The following is a 20,579-nucleotide window of genomic DNA, read 5'->3' as shown; positions in this document are numbered from 1 at the left end:
TGGCAACTGAATGAGCAATCTACAGATAACCTTAAGTATCGTCGGTGTACTGCTAATTATCGCCATTGTTGCACACGGCTTATGGACCATGCGAAAAAATAATCAGCAAGTCGACCAGCAAAAGCAGCGTGTGGCAGAACAACGTCAGCAATCGTCACAACCGGAAAGCTTTGATGACGATGATATCGGCGAAGTTCGGGTGGTGAAGCGTGCCGCCCAAGAAAAGACCGATAATGCTGATGCTGAGGTCGAACAAATGTCCATGAATCTGGATTTGGATAACGATGATAATACGCCGCTTCCCTCTATGCGAGTTGATAAAGACGACGAGGAATCCTTACAGCAGGCTGAACTAGAATTAAGCGAAGAAAAAGAACCAGAACCACAGACCCAGCAAGACACTGACAGTGAGTCGGCTCCGGCTAAACAGGAGAAGCCTGGGCAGCCAATCAATTCGGATAAGCCGCTACCGCCGAAGCAACAAGTTATTTCATTGTTTGTGAAAGGCTCAGTGCAGGGCTCGGTGTTATTACAAATGATGACTGAGTTAGGCTGTAAATTTGGCGATATGGGAATTTTTCATCGTTATGAGCAAACATCGGGTAATGGCCCAATGATTTTCAGTGTCGCCAATATGTTTAACCCAGGTACTTTCGATCTTGATAATATAGAAAACTTTGAAACCGAGGGTGTTGCATTATTTATGGCATTGCCGCTCGATTATGATGGTCAGCAGGCATTTAATATGATGCTGAATGCCGCTAAGAAGTTAGCAATGGAAATCCCGCAGGGCCAGGTTTTAGACGGCAATAGACAGCTGTTATCGCGCCAATCAATCCAACAAGCTCATCAAACTATCCGAGAATATGAAAAAGCGTATACGTGAACTAGAAGACTTGCTGACCCGATATAACCGGGAATATTACGAATTAGATGAACCTTCGGTACCTGACAGCGAATACGATCGCTTATTTCGCGAATTGCAAGCGCTGGAGCAACAACATCCCGAATTAGCATCGCCGCATTCACCCACGCAAAAAGTGGGTAGCAAACCTTTGGATAAATTTGAGCCGGTAAAGCACGAAGTGCCGATGTTGTCGTTGGACAATGCTTTTTCTGAGGACGAATTTGAAGCCTTTAGTCAGCGAGTGCAACAACGGTTAGATAGCAGCGCGACTATTGTTTATTGCTGTGAGCCTAAACTGGATGGTCTGGCGGTTAGTATTTTGTATGAGCAAGGCCAACTAGTGCGGGCCGCGACTCGAGGTGATGGTTATACCGGGGAAAATATTACCGAAAATGTTAAGACTATTCGTAATGTTCCCCTCAAACTGGCAGACGGTGCTCCGCAAAAGCTGGAGGTTCGGGGTGAAGTCTTTATGCCCACCGCGGCATTTGATGCGCTTAACGAACGGGCCCGTCAACAAGACGGAAAAGTGTTTGCGAACCCAAGAAATGCAGCTGCAGGTAGTTTGCGACAGCTGGACTCTAGAGTCACTGCTAAACGGCCGCTACATTTTTATGCCTATAGCCTGGGCTTGATTGATGCCGACGCAGAGCAGCAGTTGCCGGCTAGTCACTACCAACGTTTGCAGCAATTAAAGCAATGGGGGTTGCCGGTTAGCGATGAAGTGAAACAAGCGAATTCTGTTACTGCTTGTGAAGCTTTCTTTGATGATATTTTAGCGCGGCGGGAGCAACTCAAATACGAGATTGACGGCATTGTCTATAAAGTCGACTCGATCGCTTTGCAGCAGGATTTAGGCTTTGTCGCGCGGGCACCGCGCTGGGCTATTGCCCGTAAATTCCCTGCTCAGGAACAACTGACCACTATTACCGGTGTTGACTTTCAAGTGGGCCGCACGGGTGCGATAACGCCGGTGGCTAGGCTAGAGCCAGTCACGGTTGGTGGGGTAACTGTATCTAACGCAACGCTACACAACGCTGACGAAATCCATCGGCTCGGGGTTCGGATTGGCGACAGGGTAAGTGTTCGTCGCGCCGGCGATGTTATCCCGCAAGTGGTCAGTGTGATTGAGGAGCAGCGGCCCGAGCAAACACAGCCAATTGAGTTCCCGCAGCATTGTCCGGTATGTGATTCTGATATTGAAAAAATAGCTGGAGAGGCGGTTGCTCGCTGTACTGGTGGGTTATTTTGCGCTGCACAGCGAAAAGAGGCGATAAAGCACTTCGCCTCTCGCAAGGCCATGGACATAGATGGTATGGGCGATAAGATCGTTGAACAGCTAATTGAGCGCGATTGGGTGAAGTCCCCAGCGGATCTATATCGGCTGACTGAACCTATGCTTGCGTCATTGCCGAGGATGGGACAAAAATCAGCGAAAAATTTAGTCAACGCCATTACGAATACGCGAGAGACCACCTTGGCGAAATTTATTTACGCGCTAGGTATCAGAGAAGTGGGTGAAGCGACTGCTGCTGGCCTGGCAAGTTATTTCCAGCAATTTGAGCGTATTATTGAAGCTTCTGTTGAGCAGTTGCAGGAAGTTGACGATATCGGCGCTGTGGTAGCGCAACATGTCCATAGCTTTTTCGCTGAACCACATAATCAAAAAGTAGTTGCAGAACTACGCGAATTTATTGCTTGGCCCGAAGGTGAAGCGATAGCCGTAAAAGACGACCGCTTAGCGGGCAATACCTACGTGCTAACGGGTACTTTATCGTCAATGACTCGAGATGATGCAAAGCAGGCTTTAGAGGCATTAGGGGCTAAAGTCACGGGCTCGGTGTCAAAGAAAACAACTGCAGTAATTGCCGGTGAAAGTGCTGGCTCAAAACTGACTAAAGCCGAAAAGCTGGGTGTTACTGTTGTTACCGAAGATGAGCTGCAACAACTGCTCGCCGGCGCCAATTAGCGCCGGTGAGAACTTAAGTCCCGAATCAGACCTTTGCCGTTGATTTTTTCTATACCAGATTCGTTAAAGTGAAACTTGAGCGATGGGTGAGTCGTGTCCAGTAAATAGCTGGTGTCGTCGATAAAAACGACTAAGTGTTTATAAGGTTCTTCTTCATTAAAGTCTTTACGCGGCTTTATAGCCACATAATGACCGCCGATATTCAATTCAAACGATTGAAAATAGCCATCAGCGAACTCACCGATATAAATCAGGCCTTCTTTATTAATAATTGTATTAAGAATATAGTTAGGCGGCATTTCGTCGGTACGCATCTTAGCCTTTCCGGCTTTAAACTGATAAGTATCAAATGTTTTCTCGTAGCCGAATCCAAAGCTAAGTGCTTCGCTGCGGCCGCTAGGATATATAACCTTGCCGTTACCTTCAGCTGTCCACTCTTGTGCTTGCGCTCCAGTCGTTGTTATTAACAGTAAGAAGGCGAGTGAGTTAAGCAACCCACTTTTAACTTGTTTTATTATTTTTTTCATACCACTAACCACTGACGTTGGTGACGTCTACTTTTAAAGTAAGACGTTGCCCTGGTTGTAAATAACGGTTTCGACTAATATCGTTCCATTGCTCTATGTCACGGATGGATACATTAAATTTATTAGCGATACGTGCGAGTGAGTCGCCGTTCCTTACTTGATAAATAACAGTCCTTATCAAGCCCACCTGACGGCGTTCAGGTTGTTTACCCTCTTGCCAGATTACCAGTTTTTGACCTGGACGCAAGAAGTCACCGGGAGCCATCCCATTCCACTTGGCCAGTTCCCGCGTGCCTACCTGGTAGGTGCGGCTAATGTCCCATAAAGTGTCACCTGTTTGCACAATATAGTCGATCTTCTTACCATCCCGTTTACGTTGTTGAGTTGACTGTAAACGTTGGCCCTTGGATAAGGAGTAGTCACTCAGTTCAGCTGTAGCAACCGGAATTAATAAATGCTCGCCAGCACGAATCACGTGGCTGCTAATGTCATTTGCCTGCTGAATCACATCAACAGAACTATGATACTTTTTAGCGATGGTGAGCAGGCTCTCACCAGAGCGCACTTGGTGCCGCTTCCAGCTCAGCCATTGCTTGGGATCAGAGTTTTCTATAGCTTCCAAAAAGAGTTTGGCATTGTGTTCGGGTAATAATAAACGATGTGGCCCCTCAGGCGCTGTCGACCAACGGTTATAAGCAGCGTTATAGGTATGTAAAGTATCGAGCGGCAAGTCTGCCATTTCTGCTGCTTTGGCTAAATCAATTTGCGCTGGGACTTCGACTACGTTCAACTTGGGTTGGTTTTCGATCGGGTACCAAACAATACCGTAGGTTTCAGCGTTCGCCAAAATATCAGATAGAGCGAGTAATTTAGGCACATAAGCGCGTGTTTCCCGGGGCAGGTCCAGTGACCAAAAGTCGGTTGATTTGCCAGCCCGCTTGTTTTTCCGGATCGCAGCACCTACTCGGCCTTGCCCGGAGTTGTATGCTGCCAACGCGTGCAACCAGTTGCCATCAAAGTAATCGTATAAATCTTCCAGATAATCCAATGCTGCATGGGTTGCTGCATAGACATCACGACGTCCGTCGTACCACCAGTTAATATCCAGACCATAGTAGCGGGCAGTGCCGGGAATGAATTGCCAAACACCGGAAGCGCTGCCATGACTGTAAGCAAATGGGTCGAACGCACTTTCTACGATGGGCAGTAGCACTAAATCCATTGGCAAGTCGCGCTTTTCGATCTCTTCAACGATGAGATGCAAAAACGGTTCGGAGCGCTTACCGACCCTGTTTAAGTATTCGGGATGACTAACATACCAATTGCGTTGGGCGCGTAAGCGAGGATTATCGGGTGCCTTAAACTCGAGTTTTTGTCGAATACGTTGCCATAAATCCTTTGGTGGTAACGGTTCATCTGCGGTGTCACCGGAGTTAAACTCTGTGCCTAACGCCAGTTCTGGGACGGCGTCGAATGTCTCAGGCGAGTTCTGCTGCTCAGCTACTGGCTGCTCAGCACTAGTCTCCGGTTCCGCTACGCTACTGGTGTCGGTAAGCCAGGAGTTGTCTAAAGTGCTCTTGCAACCACTGATTACCACAGTGGCTAATGCCGCGACGGCGAAACGTTGTATTATCAGGTTCATGCGGCCTGGAATTCTCTATTGTTTAAAATTCGCACCGAGTTTAAAGAATTATGCGTCATCTTTCCACTGTCTAATCACTGCAAATACCTCAATTTTGTTACTTAATTCACGTTTAGCGTGGTTTTCGGCAGCGTCTGTGACGGGAGGTTGGTCAAATCGTAAAAAGGGATTAATCGCAAGCTCTAACTGCAGACTGCTTGGCAGGGTTATCTGATCCTGTTGCCGCATAAGCTTTACTTTTTCTAAGTAGCTTTTTAGCACTGCGTTATCTGGTTCGACTAACGACGCAAATGTCAGGTTTGCCTGGGTGTATTCGTGAGCACAAAATACTCGAGTGTCGCCGGGCAATTGACGTAATTTTGATAGGGAATCGACAAATTGCTCAGGAGTGCCTTCGAACATGCGGCCGCAGCCGCCAGAAAATAAAGTATCGCCGCAGAACAAATGGCCGGGCGTATAAAAACTAATATGGTCTAGCGTATGACCAGGTGTCTCTAACACCTCAAAGCTTAGACCTAAGCGGTTGAATTTATCGAATTCTTGCAGCGGCTGCGATATTTGTGAAATTTTACTGTCTTTGGGTCCATAAACTGGGGCAGGGAAGTCATCTAAGAGCGGTTGCAGGCCGTCGGTATGGTCCCAGTGATGGTGAGTAATTAGGTAGCTGTCAACACTGGCATCGTGCTCCTTTAACCACGCTTTTACCGGGCCGGAATCACCAGGATCTACAACAATAACTTGTTTTTCTGCTGTTGGTTGAATAAGCCAGATGTAGTTATCTGAATAGGCTTTAATCGGATGCACTCGCATAGTGACCTCTTTACCGCTAGGATAGAATTAGTTTATTTAACCCTAACATAAAGGATGTCTCCGTGCTGTTAAAGCCCGCGTATAGTCCCTCACGTATCCCGGCTCCCATCGGTTGGCAGGAGCTGGCATGCGGCGACTATATTAGAACGCAAACGCAACTGCTGATAAATGATTATGGGCGGCGGCTACGCTGTGGGACTACCGTTTTGTTGGGACCATTGAGTGCGCAGCTTAATTGCCAGCGATTCAGTGTAAGACAGCCACTTACTATTTCTCCGAATAAGGGAACGGCCAATGTTCGGGCTCAGCTTGAACATTTGCCACTTAAAAATGGCTCGGTCGATCAAATTATTTTACCGTTTGTCCTTGAATTTGGCCGCGACCCACATCAGATATTAAGGGAAGTGAATCGAGTTTTAGCCGATGACGGTTACTTATTATTGACCGGTTTTAATCCATTAAGTCCCGCTTTAATAAGTGGTTGGAATCCGAAACAGAAGAAAGCGTTTCCATGGGCCGGACGTTACTTTACCGCGTTGCGGGTTAAAGATTGGTTATCACTGCTTGGCTACGAGATAGTGCAACACGACTATTTTATCGGGCGTTTCCTGAACAGCGAGGATAATCAGTCTCATCTTGGTTCAGAGATGACGTGGACTGAAAAATTATGTCGTAAGGCGCCATTGTTGAATGCCAGTTATGCGATATTAGCTCGTAAGTGTGTTTACCATAAAGTATCAAAATTAAGAGCCGGTCAGCCTTCAACGGTTATGCAAAGACCGGTTGCGGCGGCTCGGATAGAATCAACGCTAGAACAAAACAAAGAGGTATTGCATGATTGATGCTATGAAACTTTGCCAGATGGCAAAAAATAACGTTAACGAAGTAACCACAGAACAGCTTCAGCAAGCAATCCGAGATGGTGCTCGGGTAATCGATGTACGCGAACCGGCAGAATACACCCAAAGCCATATTCGTGAAGCAGTCAATATGCCACGTGGTGTGTTAGAAATGCAGTTGAGCCAACACCCAGATGTTGCCGGTTACGATGATGCCCTGCAACGTATCGCGGATAAACCGCTGTATTTGATCTGTAAAACTGGTGGGCGCTCAGCATTAGCTGCCGAGAGCCTCGAGCGTATGGGGTTAGACAAAGTATACAGTGTTGCCGGGGGGATGAGTGCCTGGGCCGAAGAAAAACGTCCGGTGGCGGCCGGAGAAAGTTAATTTTAACCGGTGATGTAGCCTTTATCCTCCGATAACGATGAACCGCTTGCCGCCTGGCGGGCGAGTTCATCACAGCGCTCATTTTCGGCATGACCTGAATGACCTTTAACCCAGTCCCAGCGGACTTTATGGCGTTGTATTTCGCTATCTAGCTGCTGCCAGAGGTCTTTATTTTTAACCGGTTTTTTAGCGGATGTCTTCCAACCATTGCGCTTCCAGCCCGTTATCCATTGTTCGATACCATGTTTAACGTACTGACTGTCGGTGGTGATAACCACCGCACAATCGCGCTTGAGTGCTTTTAGCCCTTTAATACAGGCTAGCATCTCCATACGGTTATTAGTGGTCGAGCGAAAACCTCCGCTTAGTTCTTTTTCATGTCCATTATATTTTAGTACGACTCCGTAGCCGCCTGGACCTGGATTTCCAAGACAGGAACCGTCGGTGTATAAATGAACTACTTTTGTATTGGTCATAATTATTGCTACTATTGGCGTTACTTCAGAACAGAGTATATCAGGAATTTAGCATGCGTCAGGTGGTATTAGATACGGAAACAACCGGTATTAACCCAGCTGAGGGCCACCGAATTATTGAAATTGGTTGTGTTGAGTTAATCGATCGAAAATTAACCGGTAACCATTACCATGTTTACATTAATCCTCAGCGAGTGGTTGAAGACGAAGCGATTGCCGTGCATGGCATCACCAATGACTTTCTTGCTGACAAGCCGGTATATGCCCAGATAGTCGATCAATTTATTGATTTTATCAGAGATTCGCAACTGGTAATTCATAATGCACCGTTTGATGTTGGTCATATGGATGCAGAGTTTGAACGACTGCGAGCGGGGTATGGCGCGACTGAAGATTACTGCACTGTACTCGACTCGTTAAAATTAGCGCGTGAAATGCGCCCAGGCCAGCGTAATAGCTTAGACGCCTTGTGCAAAGCATACGGCGTTGATAATTCCGCGCGTGATTTACACGGCGCTTTATTAGATGCGGAAATTTTAGCTGACGTATACCTGACCATGACGGGTGGTCAAACGGACCTCAACTTATACAATCAGCAGCAACGTGGGCAGCAGGCAGGCCCGGGTCAAATACAACACCAACCAATAAAAAACCGTCCCGCGCTTAAGGTTTTAGCCGCATCGGCCGATGAATTAGAACAACATCAACAACGGTTAGAGCTTGTAAAAAGCGAGGGTGGTAAGTGCCTGTGGCTCGAACACTAGCGGTTCTTTTTGGCTTTTGCCTAATAGCTGTAAATTCTGCAGCTTGGGGGCAGCAACAGAGCCAGAATAATGATTCGGCAATGGAATTGCTGGATAGCTCAATGGATAACCTGTTGCCGATCAAAGGCCAGCGTTTTCGAATTGATCCAAATGTGGACGAAATTACTCTGCTATTTTTTCGCGAGCCGGAAAGTGCGCCACTGATTATTATAAAGCCCGACGGCAGCAAATGGTACGACAGTGATTACCCAGTAGACAAGGTTACCTGGTACACCGACCCCAATTTTGACATGGTGAAAATTGTAAATCCCGATGCTGGCCCCTGGCAGGTCGCGGGGCGGGTTGATGAGAACAATAAAGCGGTAGTTGTATCGGAAATCCGGTTTGAGGCAGAGCCATTACCCTCACAGTTATTCGAAAACGAGCAACTGAAGGTAGAAGGTGTGCTCTATAACGGTGAAGAGCGAGTCGATACTGCGCGCTTCCGCGAAACAGTATTACTTGATGTATTGTTTGTAAGCAGCAATAACCCCGACTTTGATAATTTTGGGGCATCGGCGACCCGGGTCGCCGAATTTGCTGATAACGGCCGTGCTTACGATGAACAGCAAGGTGATGGTGTGTTTACCGGACGTTTTTCGCTAGAGGTCGTGCCGGGTGAATATATTCCTACGTATCAGTTGCAAACACCACTGTATGAACGTTCCTTCGAAGATAAAGCAGTAGTTGTCGAGCATCAACCAATTACCTTTGACTTTGCTCTGGCAGAGGAACGTGGTCAGGATAATACGCTTGAAGTGAGTGTTGACCAGTCGTTGGTAAAACCAGAAACCGTTGCGGTAAATGGTCAAGTGAGTTACCCCAATGGCGAGGAACGCCGATTTTCGGTTACTCAAATGGAGTCATTCCCTCATGACATTCCGTTGGTTAACCTCGCTTATGGCAAGCACTTAGTCGAGCTGACTGTGTTCGCAACGTCTCAGCAGGGACGTGAGTTTGAAATGAAACTTGATGATCTTAGCTTTATCTCAGTGGAACCGGTTGTAGAGCCGACGGCTGAAGAACTGGCAGAACAGGCTCGGCAGGAAGCTGAGCGTAAGGCCGAATTAGAGCGTCAGCGGCAACAAGCGGAAGAGCGGCAACTAATGATCAACTTGGTGGTTGTGGTTGTTATCAATCTTATTTTAGTGGCTGGCGCTGTTTTTTTAGTCTGGTGGAAGCGCCGTCAAAAAACATCTAAAACCAAGAAAGCTGATTAAAAAAGCACTAATCTGCATATTATTCAGCCAAACGGTCATAATGATTTAAAAATTATGAAAAAAAGGGTTGACTGTAGTGCCCCTCGCTCGTAATATTCACGCCGCGTTGAGGGGACAAGCCTTAACGTTGGTTAAAGTGGAGCGGTAGTTCAGTTGGTTAGAATGCCGGCCTGTCACGCCGGAGGTCGCGGGTTCGAGTCCCGTCCGCTCCGCCACTTAACCAAGACCTATTATTCGAAAGAATAAAGGTCGACACATCTTTGATGTGGAGCGGTAGTTCAGTTGGTTAGAATGCCGGCCTGTCACGCCGGAGGTCGCGGGTTCGAGTCCCGTCCGCTCCGCCATCTAAGAAAACACGCCATCGAGCGTGTTTTTTTGTTTTATTCCCCAAGAAAGTACCAGCACAGCTCTGTGTTACATTCATTTACCGTTTATTTAGGCATTTTTGCCGAGTAGCTCTTGAGCCTTTCCCTCAGCAGGTCTAGAGTAATACCCACCGTAACTTCTTACAACAAAGTGTCATTAATTAAATAATAATCTAGCGGGAGCTTAGCAATGCGTAAAACTATAGTCGCTGTTGCCATTGGCGCAGCCTTATCACTGAGCGCGTGTAGTGATAATGAACAACAGGGAACTGCTAATCAGGCAGAGTCTGAAGCATCAACAGAACAAGCACAACAACAAGCAGCAGAGCAACAGAATCCTTTCTTTGAAGCAAGTTCTCTGCAGTATCAAGCCCCTGACTTTAATGCGATCGAGTTTGCACACTTTAAGCCGGCGTTTGAGCGAGGCATGGAAGAACATTTAGCAGAAATTGGCGAGATTGCATCAAACTCGGCACAACCCACGTTTGAAAATACGATTGTAGCAATGGAAAAAGCCGGTGCTATCTTAGGTCGTGTCAGTTCGGTTTTCTATAACTTATCTTCGTCTCACTCAAACGATCAGATTCGTGAATTGCAGGCGGAACTAGCTCCAAAAATGGCGGCCCACCAAGACAATATTCGTTTGAATCCTGAGCTATTTGCCCGTATTGAGGCTTTATATGAACAGCGTGACGCAATTGAATTAGATGCTGAAGAAGTACGTTTGGTCGAGGAATACTACAAAGACTTCGTACGAGCTGGTGCGCGTTTAACTGATGCTGAGAAAGAACAGATTCGCGAAATTAATGAACAGTTATCCAGCCTGACCAATGAATTCCGTGATGGCTTAATGTCGCTAACACAGGAAACTGTTATTTTCGTGGAAGATGAAGAACAGCTTGCTGGACTTAGCGACAGCCGCATTAAGAGTTTAGCCAATGCAGCAGAAAGTCGTGATAAAGAAGGACAGTACGCGATTGTGTTGACCAACACTACTCGTCAATCAATTTTGGCTGAGCTGGAAAATCGCGAATTGCGTGAGCGTATCTGGAAAGCGTCCTCTGAACGCGGTACCGGCAATACGGAAACCGATCAGCGCCCATTGGTACAGCAGTTGGTGCAACTGCGCGCGGACAAAGCACAATTGCTTGGCTATAACTCATGGGGTGACTATGTGTTAGAAACCAACATGGCAGGAAATCCAGAAGCCGCTAAAAAAATGCTGACCGACTTGGTACCAGCAGTGGTCTCTAATGTAGAAAAAGAAGCAGAAGCTATTCAAGCTGCAATTGACGCCGATGGCAAAGACTTCGAACTGGAGCCGTGGGACTGGTTCTACTACGCAGAAAAAGTGCGTGCTGAAAAATATGCTATCGATTCAGACGAAGTTAAAAAGTACTTTGAATTTGATCGTGTACTAAAAGATGGCGTGTTCTATGCCATGGGTGAACTGTTCGGTATTACCTTCGAAGAGCGCAATGATATTCCGATTTATCAGGAAGATGTCGAAGTCTACGAAGTATTTGACGTTGACGGTACTAGCATTGGCTTATTCTATGCGGACTATTTTGCGCGTGACAGTAAGCGTGGTGGTGCATGGATGAGTTCATTCCGTTCACAGTCTGAACTGATGGAACAAAAGCCGGTTATTTTGAATAACATGAACATCACTAAAGCGCCGGAAGGTGAGCCGACCTTATTGAGCTTTGGTGAAGTATCTACCATGTTCCACGAAATGGGTCATGCGTTGCACGGTATGTTCTCTGATGTCACTTATCCGTCGTTGGCAGGTACGTCAGTATCTCGCGACTACGTAGAGTTTCCATCGACTTTCCAGGAAGACTGGATGTTAAACGAGAAGGTCATTGCCAGCTTTGCAAAGCACCATGAGACTGGTGAGCAGATCCCTGACGAGCTGCTGAGCAAAGTTCTTGATGCGCGTAACTTTAACCAAGGTTTTGATACGTTAGAGTATGTGTCAGCAGCGTTGCTTGACCTTGAATATCATACCGTTGAGGCAGGTACTGAAATCGATGATGTTGAAGCGTTTGAGAAAGACGCGCTGGAACGCAATGGAGTTTTAGTCGAAGCGGTACCACCGCGCTATCGTTCAACTTACTTTGCCCACGTATTTGCCGGAGGCTACTCTGCTGGCTACTACGCTTACATGTGGAGTGAAGTGTTGGCAGCTGATGCGTTCAAACACATGAACAATAATGGCGGCTTAACCTTAGAAAATGGACAAGCGTTCCGTAAAGAGATTTTGTCTCAAGGTAACAGCAAAGATCCAATGCAACAGTACATCGACTGGCGTGGACAAGAGCCAACCGTTGAAGCGTTGCTAGAACGCCGTGGTTTGACAGACCCTGCTATCGATTAATACCGATAAGCATAGTCCGAAAAGTTGGATGCAGAATAAAGCCACTGGCGTTACTATCGTCAGTGGCTTTTTTATTTTTAACAGAGTGCTAAGGAACAGTGATGCCGGAACGTATTGTGATTGTCGGGGGCGGCGCCGGAGGCCTTGAGCTGGCGACAAAACTTGGTAAAAAGCTTGGTCGTAAGAATAAAGCGGAAATTATTTTAATCGACCGCGACAGTACTCATGTCTGGAAACCGCTGTTGCATGAAGTCGCGTCTGGGGCCTTAGATTCACGCCTGGCTGAGGTCGATTACCGTGGACAGGGAGCGCGTTCTGGATTTCGTTTCCTGGTTGGGACTCTTAGCTCGATTGACCGTGATACTAAACAGCTAACACTGGCGCCGATTGAAGAAGATGGTGATGTTGTGTTGGCGTCACGTAAAGTATCTTACGATAAACTCATATTAGCTGTTGGTAGTGTTACCGCAGACTTTGGTATCGAAGGCGTTGCCGAGCATTGCTACTTTTTGGACTCCACTGAGCAAGCTGATCGCTTTCACCATGAATTATTAAATGAATTTTTGAGAGTAAACCAAGCACTTGAAGAAGGAACCGACGAAAATCTTAATATTACTATTGTTGGCGGTGGCGCCACCGGTGTTGAGCTAGCGGCTGAGCTGGTTCACTCGGTGTCATTACTGAATATTTATGGCTTAAGCCATTTAAGTCGTAACCACTTAAAAGTGACTTTAATTGAAGCCGGCGGTCGGTTGTTGCCGGCTTTACCCGAAACTCTAGCGAATAAGGTTCAGAAGAAGCTGGAGTCGCTGGGGATTAAAGTGATGGTCGGTAATCCAGCGGTAAAAGCTGAACATCGTCAGCTAACACTAAAAGATGATAGTAAAATCCCCGCCAATTTAATGGTCTGGGCAGCGGGAGTTCGTGGGCCTAATTTCCTTTCAGAGCTTGGCCTGGAAACGCGTAAGAATAACCAAATATTGGTTAATGACTATTTGCAGTCAACGGATGATGAATCAATTTACGCACTGGGTGATTGCGCTGGCTCGCGTATTGACGAACAACGTTGGGTGCCTCCGCGGGCTCAGTCGGCTCATCAAATGTCCGAATGTCTCTATAAAAACATGGTTAGGGCTACGAAAGGAAAATCTCCCAAGTGTTTTACCTACAAAGATCGCGGTTCATTGGTATCACTTAGCCGTTTTAGTGCAGTTGGCAATTTAATGCAAAGTAAGAGTCTGTCGATGTCGATTGAGGGCACTATCGCGCGTTATGCGTACGCTAGTCTCTACCGGATGCATCAACGCGCCCTGCACGGTTGGTGGAAGATGCTACTAGTTATCGCCATCGACAAGTTAAATCATGCGGTTAAGCCGCGGTTAAAGCTGCATTAGCACTTAAGTTTTAGCAAGCCTTCAGGCACAATAAGCAGCAACGATAAAAAATAAAAGTGGCTCATGACTAGCGAAACGAACTTCGTTCACCTGCGTATCCACAGTGACTTCTCGATGGTAGATGGGCTGGCAAAAGTCGGCCCTGTCTGCGAAGCCGTTGCGGATGCCGGTATGCCGGCTATGGCGCTAACCGACCAAATGAATTTTTGTGGGTTGGTACAGTACTACGGCGCTGCCCATCAGCAAGGCTTAAAGCCCATTGTGGGGGTTGATCTTTGGGTGCGTGCCGACTACCCAAAAGATGAAACCTTCCGGTTAACAGCACTGGCGTTAAACAATGATGGCTATCAACAGCTTATTCAATTGATCTCTAAGGCCTATCTGCGAGGTCATGTTGACGGTAAACCGGTGATTGATAAGCAGTGGTTAGCGGAGCATAACGAGGGCGTCCTGTTGTTGTCAGGTGCTCGCGAAGGGGACGTCGGACGAGCATTACTAAAGCAGCACAGCCAGGCACTGGACGAGTGTTTGTTATTTTATCAGCAGTATTTTCCTAATCGCTATTATTTGGAGCTCATTCGAACCGGACGTCCCGATGAAGAGGATTATCTGCATAAAGCAGTGGCGCTAGCGGGTGAGCGACAACTGCCAGTAGTCGCAACCAACGAAGTGGTGTTTTTAAAAGAGGAAAATTTTGACGCACACGATATCCGGGTCTCAATCAATGACGGTTATCAACTGGGCGACAAGCGGCGGCCGAAAAAGTATTCGGCGCAGCAGTATCTGCGGACACCGGAACAGATGCAGGAGTTATTTCAGGATATTCCGGAGGCGCTTGAGAACACCGTAGAGATCGCCAAACGTTGCAACGTCACAGTGCGATTGGGTGAGTATTTCCTACCTGAGTTTCCAACCGGAGACTTAACCACGGCTGAATTCCTGATTAAGAAGTCACGTGAGGGACTGGAGCAACGACTAGAATTTTTGTTTACCGATCCGGAGCAACGTCAACAGCAGCGCAAGCCTTATGACGAACGCTTGCAAATCGAGCTGGATGTTATTAACCAAATGGGATTCCCAGGCTACTTTCTAATCGTCATGGAGTTTATCCAGTGGAGTAAGGATAATAATATCCCGGTCGGTCCGGGCCGTGGTTCAGGTGCGGGTTCATTAGTTGCCTATGCGTTAAAGATAACGGATCTTGATCCGCTAGAGTTTGATTTACTATTTGAACGCTTTTTGAACCCCGAACGTGTCTCTATGCCGGACTTCGACGTCGACTTTTGCATGGATCGTCGTGATGAAGTTATCGACCACGTCGCAGATTTATACGGTCGTAATGCGGTATCGCAGATTATTACCTTTGGTACCATGGCCGCGAAAGCATCGATTCGCGACGTCGGTCGAGTATTGGGGCATCCATACGGTTTTGTTGATGGCATCTCGAAGCTAGTTCCCGGCGATCCCGGGATGACGCTAAAAAAGGCATTCGCTCAGGTTCCTGAACTGCAGGAGCGTTACGATCAGGACGAAGAAGTTGAAGAGCTGATTAACTTTGCCCGAATTCTGGAAGGCGTTACCCGCAATGCGGGTAAGCACGCCGGCGGTGTCGTTATTTCGCCGACTAAGATAACCGATTTTGCCGCACTGTATTGCGATGATGAAGGCCAGAACCCAGTCACTCAGTTTGATAAAAACGATGTTGAGTCCGCGGGTTTAGTTAAGTTCGACTTTCTGGGACTGCGCACGTTAACCATTATCCAATGGGCTGTTGATATGGTGAATCACCGGCATCGCCAGCAGGACAAACCGTTAATCGACATCAATGCCATCCCACTAAATGATCCGGAATGTTTTAAAATTCTTAAGCGGGCAGAAACCACCGCCGTATTTCAGCTTGAGTCGGCTGGTATGAAGAAGTTGATTTTACGACTATTACCGGACAGCTTCGAGGATATTATCGCATTAGTGGCATTGTTCCGGCCGGGCCCACTCGAATCAGGCATGGTCGATAACTTTATCGACCGAAAACACGGCCGTGAAGAAGTTTCCTATCCGGATGCGACTTATCAACACGATTGCTTAGAACCTATTCTGGAACCGACTTACGGGGTTATTCTGTATCAAGAGCAGGTCATGCAGGTAGCCCAGGTTATGGCGGGCTATTCATTGGGAGCTGCTGACTTATTGCGCCGTGCTATGGGTAAAAAGAAACCCGAGGAAATGGCAAAACAGCGCGAGTTTTTCCGGGAAGGCGCTGCGGCTAATAATATTGATCCTGAACTGGCGATGAAGATCTTTGACTTAGTGGAAAAGTTCGCTGGTTATGGCTTTAACAAATCGCATTCAGCCGCCTATGCATTGGTGTCTTACCAAACGCTGTGGATGAAAACACACTATCCGTCCGAGTTTATGGCCGCGGTAATGTCGGCGGATATGGACAATACCGATAAGATTGTAACGCTGGCGGATGAATGTGAGCGTATGGGTCTAACCTTATTGCCGCCGGACGTTAATAAGGGTCTGTATAAGTTTACCGTTGATGATGAAGGGCGGGTTGTCTACGGCATTGGTGCGATAAAAGGTGTGGGTGAAGCCCCCATCGAAGCAATAATCGAAGCACGCAGCAAAGGCGGTGCTTTCACCGATTTATTCGACTTTTGTTGTAGAGTTGATCTTAAGCGGTTGAATAAACGCGTTATGGAACGACTTATTCGCGGCGGTGCGCTTGATGCACTCGGGCCACACCGGGCAACCTTAATGGCGTCGTTAGAAAAGGCTATGCGTCAGGCCGAGCAGCATCGGCAAGCAGAAAGTATTGGTCAAAGCGATATGTTCGGTGTGTTGACCACTGAGCCCGAAGCCGTAGAGCATGAGTTTGTTAATGTGCGTCCCTGGGCAGAAGCTGTTTGGCTAGAAGGAGAACGCGAGACGCTGGGGCTATACTTAACCGGGCATCCGATTAATCGCTTTCGTAAAGAATTACGGCATTATGTGGTTGGCTTTTTATCCGAAGTTAACGAAACCAAAAAGAACGAACTGGTTGCTATTGCTGGTCTGGTGATTGATGTTCGGGTTATTGTCAACAAACGAGGCCAGCGTTTTGCGGTGGTTACTCTCGACGATAAGAGCGCACGAATGGACGTAATGCTCTATAGTGGTGAGTACGACAACTATCAACACTTGCTCGAAAAAGACCGAATTTTGTGGGCAAAAGGAGAGGTACGATTTGATAACTTCTCTGGTGGTAATAGAATGATAGCGCGAGAGGTAATGACCATTGAACAGGCACGCGAAAGTTTTCTGCGGAACGTGTCGATTACCTTAACCAGCGAACAGCTGCAAAACGGACTGGCAGAAAAGCTGCAACAAGAGTTGCAGCCATACGCAGAAGGAACCTGCCCACTGCTGATACATTACCGCGGTGACAAAGCAAATGCGACGTTTAAAGTAGGGCCGCAGTGGTATCTGCGTCCCTCAGACGAATTGATACATCATTTACAGGATCTGCTGGGTGAACAGTGGGTGACTCTCGAGTTTTAAAGGAATGGGTAGCGAATGAGCCTTAGATTTTTGGATTTTGAACAGCCAATCGCCGAATTAGAAGCACAAATCGACGAACTTAAAAGTGTTGGCGAGCGCGGTGAGCTGGATATCAATATTGAAGAAGAAATCCAGCGTTTAACCAATAAAAGTCATGAACTGACAGAAAAAATATTTTCTGATTTAGGGGCATGGCAGGTGGCACAATTAGCTCGTCATCCGCTGCGACCTTATACACTGGATTACATTCCGCGTGTGTTTACCGAGTTTGACGAATTGGCAGGCGACAGAACTTACGCCAATGACGAGGCGATAGTTGGCGGCATTGCGCGACTTAATGATAAGCCGGTGATGGTGATTGGTCAGCAAAAAGGGCGCGAAACCAAAGACAAGATACGCCGTAATTTTGGTATGCCGAAGCCCGAGGGATATCGTAAAGCGTTGCGGCTAATGGAAACGGCTGAGCGGTTTAAAATGCCGATTGTTACTTTTATCGATACTCCGGGTGCTTATCCTGGGATCGGTGCCGAGGAACGTGGCCAAAGCGAGGCTATTGCGCGCAACTTAAAAGTGATGTCGCGGCTAGGCGTGCCGATTGTCTGTACTGTTATTGGTGAAGGTGGCTCTGGTGGTGCTCTGGCCATTGGTGTCGGTGACCGGGTTAATATGCTTCAATACAGTACCTACTCGGTAATTTCACCGGAAGGTTGTGCATCTATTTTATGGAAAAGTGCCAGTAAAGCGCCGTTGGCGGCAGAAGCCATGGGGGTTACCGCTCAGCGCAGTAAAGAGTTAGGGTTAATCGACACCATTATTAAGGAGCCGTTAGGTGGCGCTCATCGTAACATGGATGAAATGGCTGCTGCTTTAAAACAACGTTTGCAGTCCGACTTGGATGAGTTGAGTGGTCTTGACCGCAGCGAACTATTGGACCGTCGCTATCAAAAGTTGATGTCATTCGGCTATTGTTAAGCAGAGCCAATGAGTGACTCTCTCTACCAGCGCTTTAAGGAGGTCTTAAAGCGCTTGTCGTTGGCCCCCAACCAACAAATTGTGATTGCTCTCGGCGGCGGTGCTGACTCGCAAACGCTACTTGATTGCACCATGCGCTTTCGTCAGGATAACCCCACCTACCGCTATCTGGCGGTGCATCTTGATCACAGCTTTCACCCTGATTCAGCAGTCTGGTCAAGCTCCATTGAAAATGCGGTGAAAAAGTATTCAGTGGATACCATCTTTGAGCCATTAACAGTTAAGGTAGAACCGCGTCAGTCTAAAGAAGCTGCTGGCCGGGAGCGGCGCTACCAACGGCTTTATGAACTATCCGACGATGACGCCGTTATATTATTAGGTCAGCATCGCAATGATCAAATTGAAACATTTTTGTTGCAATTAAACCGGGGTAGTGGACCCAAAGGACTCTCTGCAATGGCTGAGGTGCACGGTTGGCATCAGCAACGACGGCTTGTGCGGCCACTGTTAACGGTGAGTAAAACAGAGATCTATCAATACGCAAAGCAACACCAGCTGCATTGGATAGAAGACGATACTAATTATGACACTCGCATTGAGCGTAACTTTTTGCGTCACAATGTTATTCCTTTACTAGAGCAGCGTTGGCCGCAGTTTGGCGACAGTGTGTTACGTTCCGCCAACCTTTGTGCGGAACAGCAACAGGTGCTAGAGCAATTAATCGACGACAAGTTAAAACAACAACTTATAACACATCGGTTGTTGGGGTTGGGATTACCCGTTGATGCGCTACGTAATAACGACGACGCTATGCAAAGAGCGTTAATAAGACGCTGGATTGAACGCACAAGTGATGGTGTGGTTAGTTTGCCAAGTTATCAACAGCTGGAGCAGATTAGGCAGCAGGCGATCGCAGCCAGGGCAGATACCAAGATGCAAGTTCAGTGCGCGGAATATACGGTGCATTGCTATCAAATGGCGCTGTGGGTTAGTGCGGTGGTAAGTCTGCAGATTAGCGACTCAGTTAGAGTTAATGAACCAGGCTACGTTCAATTACCATCGCCATGGGGATGTTTATTGGTTACTCAGTCGTTGTTGTCATTGGGGCCGGTAGCGATCCTCGCGAACAAGCCTGTAGGTAAGTTCGCTCATCCGCGGCGAAAAGGGCGTAAAACTCTTAATGACTGGCTTAAACAAGCTCAGGTTCCGTCGTGGTTAAGACAATCAGCTCCTTTACTACAGGTGGGTGACGAATGGCTATGGAACCCGCTGGTTGGCTGGCTATGCAATACCGGCGAGCCAAAAATTGAGGCTGCTCAGCTTGAACAGTCCGAACCAACCTGGCTAAGCGCAGCCGATTGAACCGCAATGGCGATTTTTTCCGCCATGTTTTGCCTGATAAAGTCGTTGATCTGCTTCTTCGATGGTTTGCTCTATGGTTAAGAACGACTCGAGCTGGGCAGTGCCTGCGCTGGTGCTTAAGTTAAAGCTAGACATGATCTTAGACTTAGCTAATGCGTTTCTAATACGAATATAAACGTCCTGGGCCTGGAACAGGTTGGTGTCTTCCATAACAACGACGAATTCATCACCACCAAACCGAAACACCTGATCGCTATCACGGACAGTTTCTTTTAACAAGCTAGCAAAGGCGCAAAGGATGTCATCGCCCTGATTATGACCGTATTCGTCATTAACTGCTTTAAAGCCATCCAGGTCGAGCACCATGATAGAATGACTTCGGTCGGTTTCTCGTTGTAATTTAACGTGCAAATGGTCCAGAACCTCGTCTAAAAGCGCGCGATTTCCAAGGCCTGTTAAATGATCGCGAACCGCCATTCTGTGCAGTTTGGAAAACTTTAATGCATTGCGCAGAGGGAAAGTAAGTTCACGGTGATACTGTTCTAAACGCATTTTTTGAGGCATCGTTAACGGACGGATTAAGTCGTAAACCAGCTGGCCTAGGTAGTCTTGATCAGCATAGAGCATGACGACATGTTGGTAATCGCTTGCGGTGTAGTCGCCAATCAGATTAAATATTTGATCGTCGGACACGAATTGTAGTGAGTCCACTGGTAATCGCGCGGCGATAAATTCTGCATAAACGGAAAGTAGCTGGTGCGTATCCAGCGTGGTTTGTAATACTTCAGTCAATGCTTCTGAGCGCGATAAGTCACGGCTACTGGTCAGTTGACTGACTTGCGACTGCGAACGAACGGCGCTCTGACTTTTTGTTTTCCCGAATGCGACTTTACTTAACATGTCATGTTCCTAAACAGGTTGGCTCGACAATTTTTAGAATTAATAACACGCAAGAGCTATACAAAATTTATGCCAACCCTAT

16 protein-coding genes and 2 tRNA genes are annotated in these 20,579 nt (G+C 47.3%); 13 read left to right on the top strand and 5 right to left on the bottom strand.

The window, feature by feature from the left end; all coding sequences use genetic code 11:
• Positions 1 to 10: 10 nt before the first annotated feature.
• A complete protein-coding gene (gene zipA / locus CWI81_RS05425) occupies positions 11 to 886 on the top strand; it encodes a cell division protein ZipA (RefSeq protein WP_126784258.1) in 876 nt (291 codons plus the stop codon).
• Positions 867 to 2,876 carry an NAD-dependent DNA ligase LigA gene (ligA, locus tag CWI81_RS05420; RefSeq protein ID WP_126784257.1) on the top strand — a complete coding sequence of 670 codons (2,010 nt, stop codon included), beginning with the start codon at positions 867 to 869 and terminating at the stop codon, positions 2,874 to 2,876. The genes zipA and ligA overlap by 20 nt, the downstream gene beginning before the upstream one ends.
• On the opposite strand, the gene CWI81_RS05415 is transcribed toward ligA, so the two are convergent.
• Genes CWI81_RS05415 through gloB form a run of 3 tightly spaced genes read right to left on the bottom strand, consistent with a single transcriptional unit; the run spans position 2,873 to position 5,855 of the window.
• Positions 2,873 to 3,403 carry a hypothetical protein gene (locus CWI81_RS05415; RefSeq protein ID WP_126784256.1) on the bottom strand — a complete coding sequence of 177 codons (531 nt, stop codon included), beginning with the start codon at positions 3,401 to 3,403 and terminating at the stop codon, positions 2,873 to 2,875. The genes ligA and CWI81_RS05415 overlap by 4 nt on opposite strands.
• A gap of 4 nt (positions 3,404 to 3,407) precedes the next feature.
• Positions 3,408 to 5,045, bottom strand: a complete 1,638-nt coding sequence (locus tag CWI81_RS05410) for a LysM peptidoglycan-binding domain-containing protein (RefSeq protein WP_126784255.1) — start codon at positions 5,043 to 5,045, stop codon at positions 3,408 to 3,410.
• 48 nt (positions 5,046 to 5,093) lie between these two features.
• The gene (gloB, locus tag CWI81_RS05405) at positions 5,094 to 5,855 is read right to left on the bottom strand and encodes a hydroxyacylglutathione hydrolase (RefSeq protein ID WP_126784254.1); all 762 of its coding nucleotides are present in this window, start codon (positions 5,853 to 5,855) and stop codon (positions 5,094 to 5,096) included.
• Positions 5,856 to 5,917: 62 nt separating this feature from the next.
• On the opposite strand from gloB, the gene CWI81_RS05400 reads away from it, so the two are divergent.
• Together CWI81_RS05400 and CWI81_RS05395 are read left to right on the top strand one after the other, a co-directional pair.
• Positions 5,918 to 6,697 (top strand): class I SAM-dependent methyltransferase, encoded by a 780-nt coding sequence (locus CWI81_RS05400; RefSeq protein ID WP_157983295.1) that lies wholly within the window; start codon positions 5,918 to 5,920, stop codon positions 6,695 to 6,697.
• A complete protein-coding gene (locus CWI81_RS05395) occupies positions 6,690 to 7,082 on the top strand; it encodes a rhodanese-like domain-containing protein (protein WP_126784252.1) in 393 nt (130 codons plus the stop codon). The genes CWI81_RS05400 and CWI81_RS05395 overlap by 8 nt, the downstream gene beginning before the upstream one ends.
• Positions 7,083 to 7,084: 2 nt before the next feature.
• Here CWI81_RS05395 and rnhA read toward each other — a convergent pair whose 3' ends face one another.
• Positions 7,085 to 7,558, bottom strand: coding sequence for a ribonuclease HI (rnhA, locus tag CWI81_RS05390; RefSeq protein ID WP_126784251.1), 474 nt, complete (start codon positions 7,556 to 7,558; stop codon positions 7,085 to 7,087).
• 53 nt (positions 7,559 to 7,611) lie between these two features.
• Here rnhA and dnaQ point away from each other — a divergent pair, with 53 nt between their 5' ends.
• The 9 genes from dnaQ (at position 7,612) to tilS (ending at position 19,597) form a co-directional block, all read left to right on the top strand.
• Positions 7,612 to 8,322 carry a DNA polymerase III subunit epsilon gene (gene dnaQ, locus CWI81_RS05385; RefSeq protein WP_126784250.1) on the top strand — a complete coding sequence of 237 codons (711 nt, stop codon included), beginning with the start codon at positions 7,612 to 7,614 and terminating at the stop codon, positions 8,320 to 8,322.
• On the top strand, positions 8,307 to 9,581 hold the full coding sequence (locus CWI81_RS05380; RefSeq protein ID WP_241970350.1) for a TIGR03503 family protein: 1,275 nt from the start codon (positions 8,307 to 8,309) through the stop codon (positions 9,579 to 9,581). The genes dnaQ and CWI81_RS05380 overlap by 16 nt, the downstream gene beginning before the upstream one ends.
• Before the next feature lie 138 nt (positions 9,582 to 9,719).
• Positions 9,720 to 9,796, top strand: a tRNA-Asp gene (locus CWI81_RS05375).
• A gap of 52 nt (positions 9,797 to 9,848) precedes the next feature.
• Positions 9,849 to 9,925: transfer RNA gene (locus CWI81_RS05370), tRNA-Asp, on the top strand.
• Positions 9,926 to 10,136: 211 nt separating this feature from the next.
• Positions 10,137 to 12,326, top strand: coding sequence for a M3 family metallopeptidase (locus CWI81_RS05365; protein WP_126784249.1), 2,190 nt, complete (start codon positions 10,137 to 10,139; stop codon positions 12,324 to 12,326).
• A 101-nt stretch (positions 12,327 to 12,427) separates the two neighbouring features.
• The gene (locus tag CWI81_RS05360; RefSeq protein ID WP_126784248.1) at positions 12,428 to 13,720 is read left to right on the top strand and encodes an NAD(P)/FAD-dependent oxidoreductase; all 1,293 of its coding nucleotides are present in this window, start codon (positions 12,428 to 12,430) and stop codon (positions 13,718 to 13,720) included.
• Between the two features lie 63 nt (positions 13,721 to 13,783).
• Positions 13,784 to 17,263, top strand: coding sequence for a DNA polymerase III subunit alpha (gene dnaE, locus CWI81_RS05355; RefSeq protein ID WP_126784247.1), 3,480 nt, complete (start codon positions 13,784 to 13,786; stop codon positions 17,261 to 17,263).
• Positions 17,264 to 17,278: 15 nt separating this feature from the next.
• Complete coding sequence (gene accA, locus CWI81_RS05350) at positions 17,279 to 18,235, top strand: acetyl-CoA carboxylase carboxyl transferase subunit alpha (protein WP_126784246.1); 957 nt, start codon at positions 17,279 to 17,281, stop codon at positions 18,233 to 18,235.
• Between the two features lie 9 nt (positions 18,236 to 18,244).
• On the top strand, positions 18,245 to 19,597 hold the full coding sequence (gene tilS, locus CWI81_RS05345; protein ID WP_126784245.1) for a tRNA lysidine(34) synthetase TilS: 1,353 nt from the start codon (positions 18,245 to 18,247) through the stop codon (positions 19,595 to 19,597).
• On the opposite strand, the gene CWI81_RS05340 is transcribed toward tilS, so the two are convergent.
• Positions 19,580 to 20,497: a GGDEF domain-containing protein gene (locus CWI81_RS05340; protein ID WP_126784244.1), complete on the bottom strand. Its 918-nt coding sequence runs from the start codon at positions 20,495 to 20,497 to the stop codon at positions 19,580 to 19,582. The genes tilS and CWI81_RS05340 overlap by 18 nt on opposite strands.
• Between the last annotated feature and the right edge of the window lie 82 nt (positions 20,498 to 20,579).

This window comes from Idiomarina seosinensis, from assembly GCF_003987275.1.
GTDB classification, from domain to species: Bacteria; Pseudomonadota; Gammaproteobacteria; order Enterobacterales; family Alteromonadaceae; genus Idiomarina; species Idiomarina seosinensis.
This window is presented reverse-complemented; position numbering and strand designations above follow the sequence as displayed.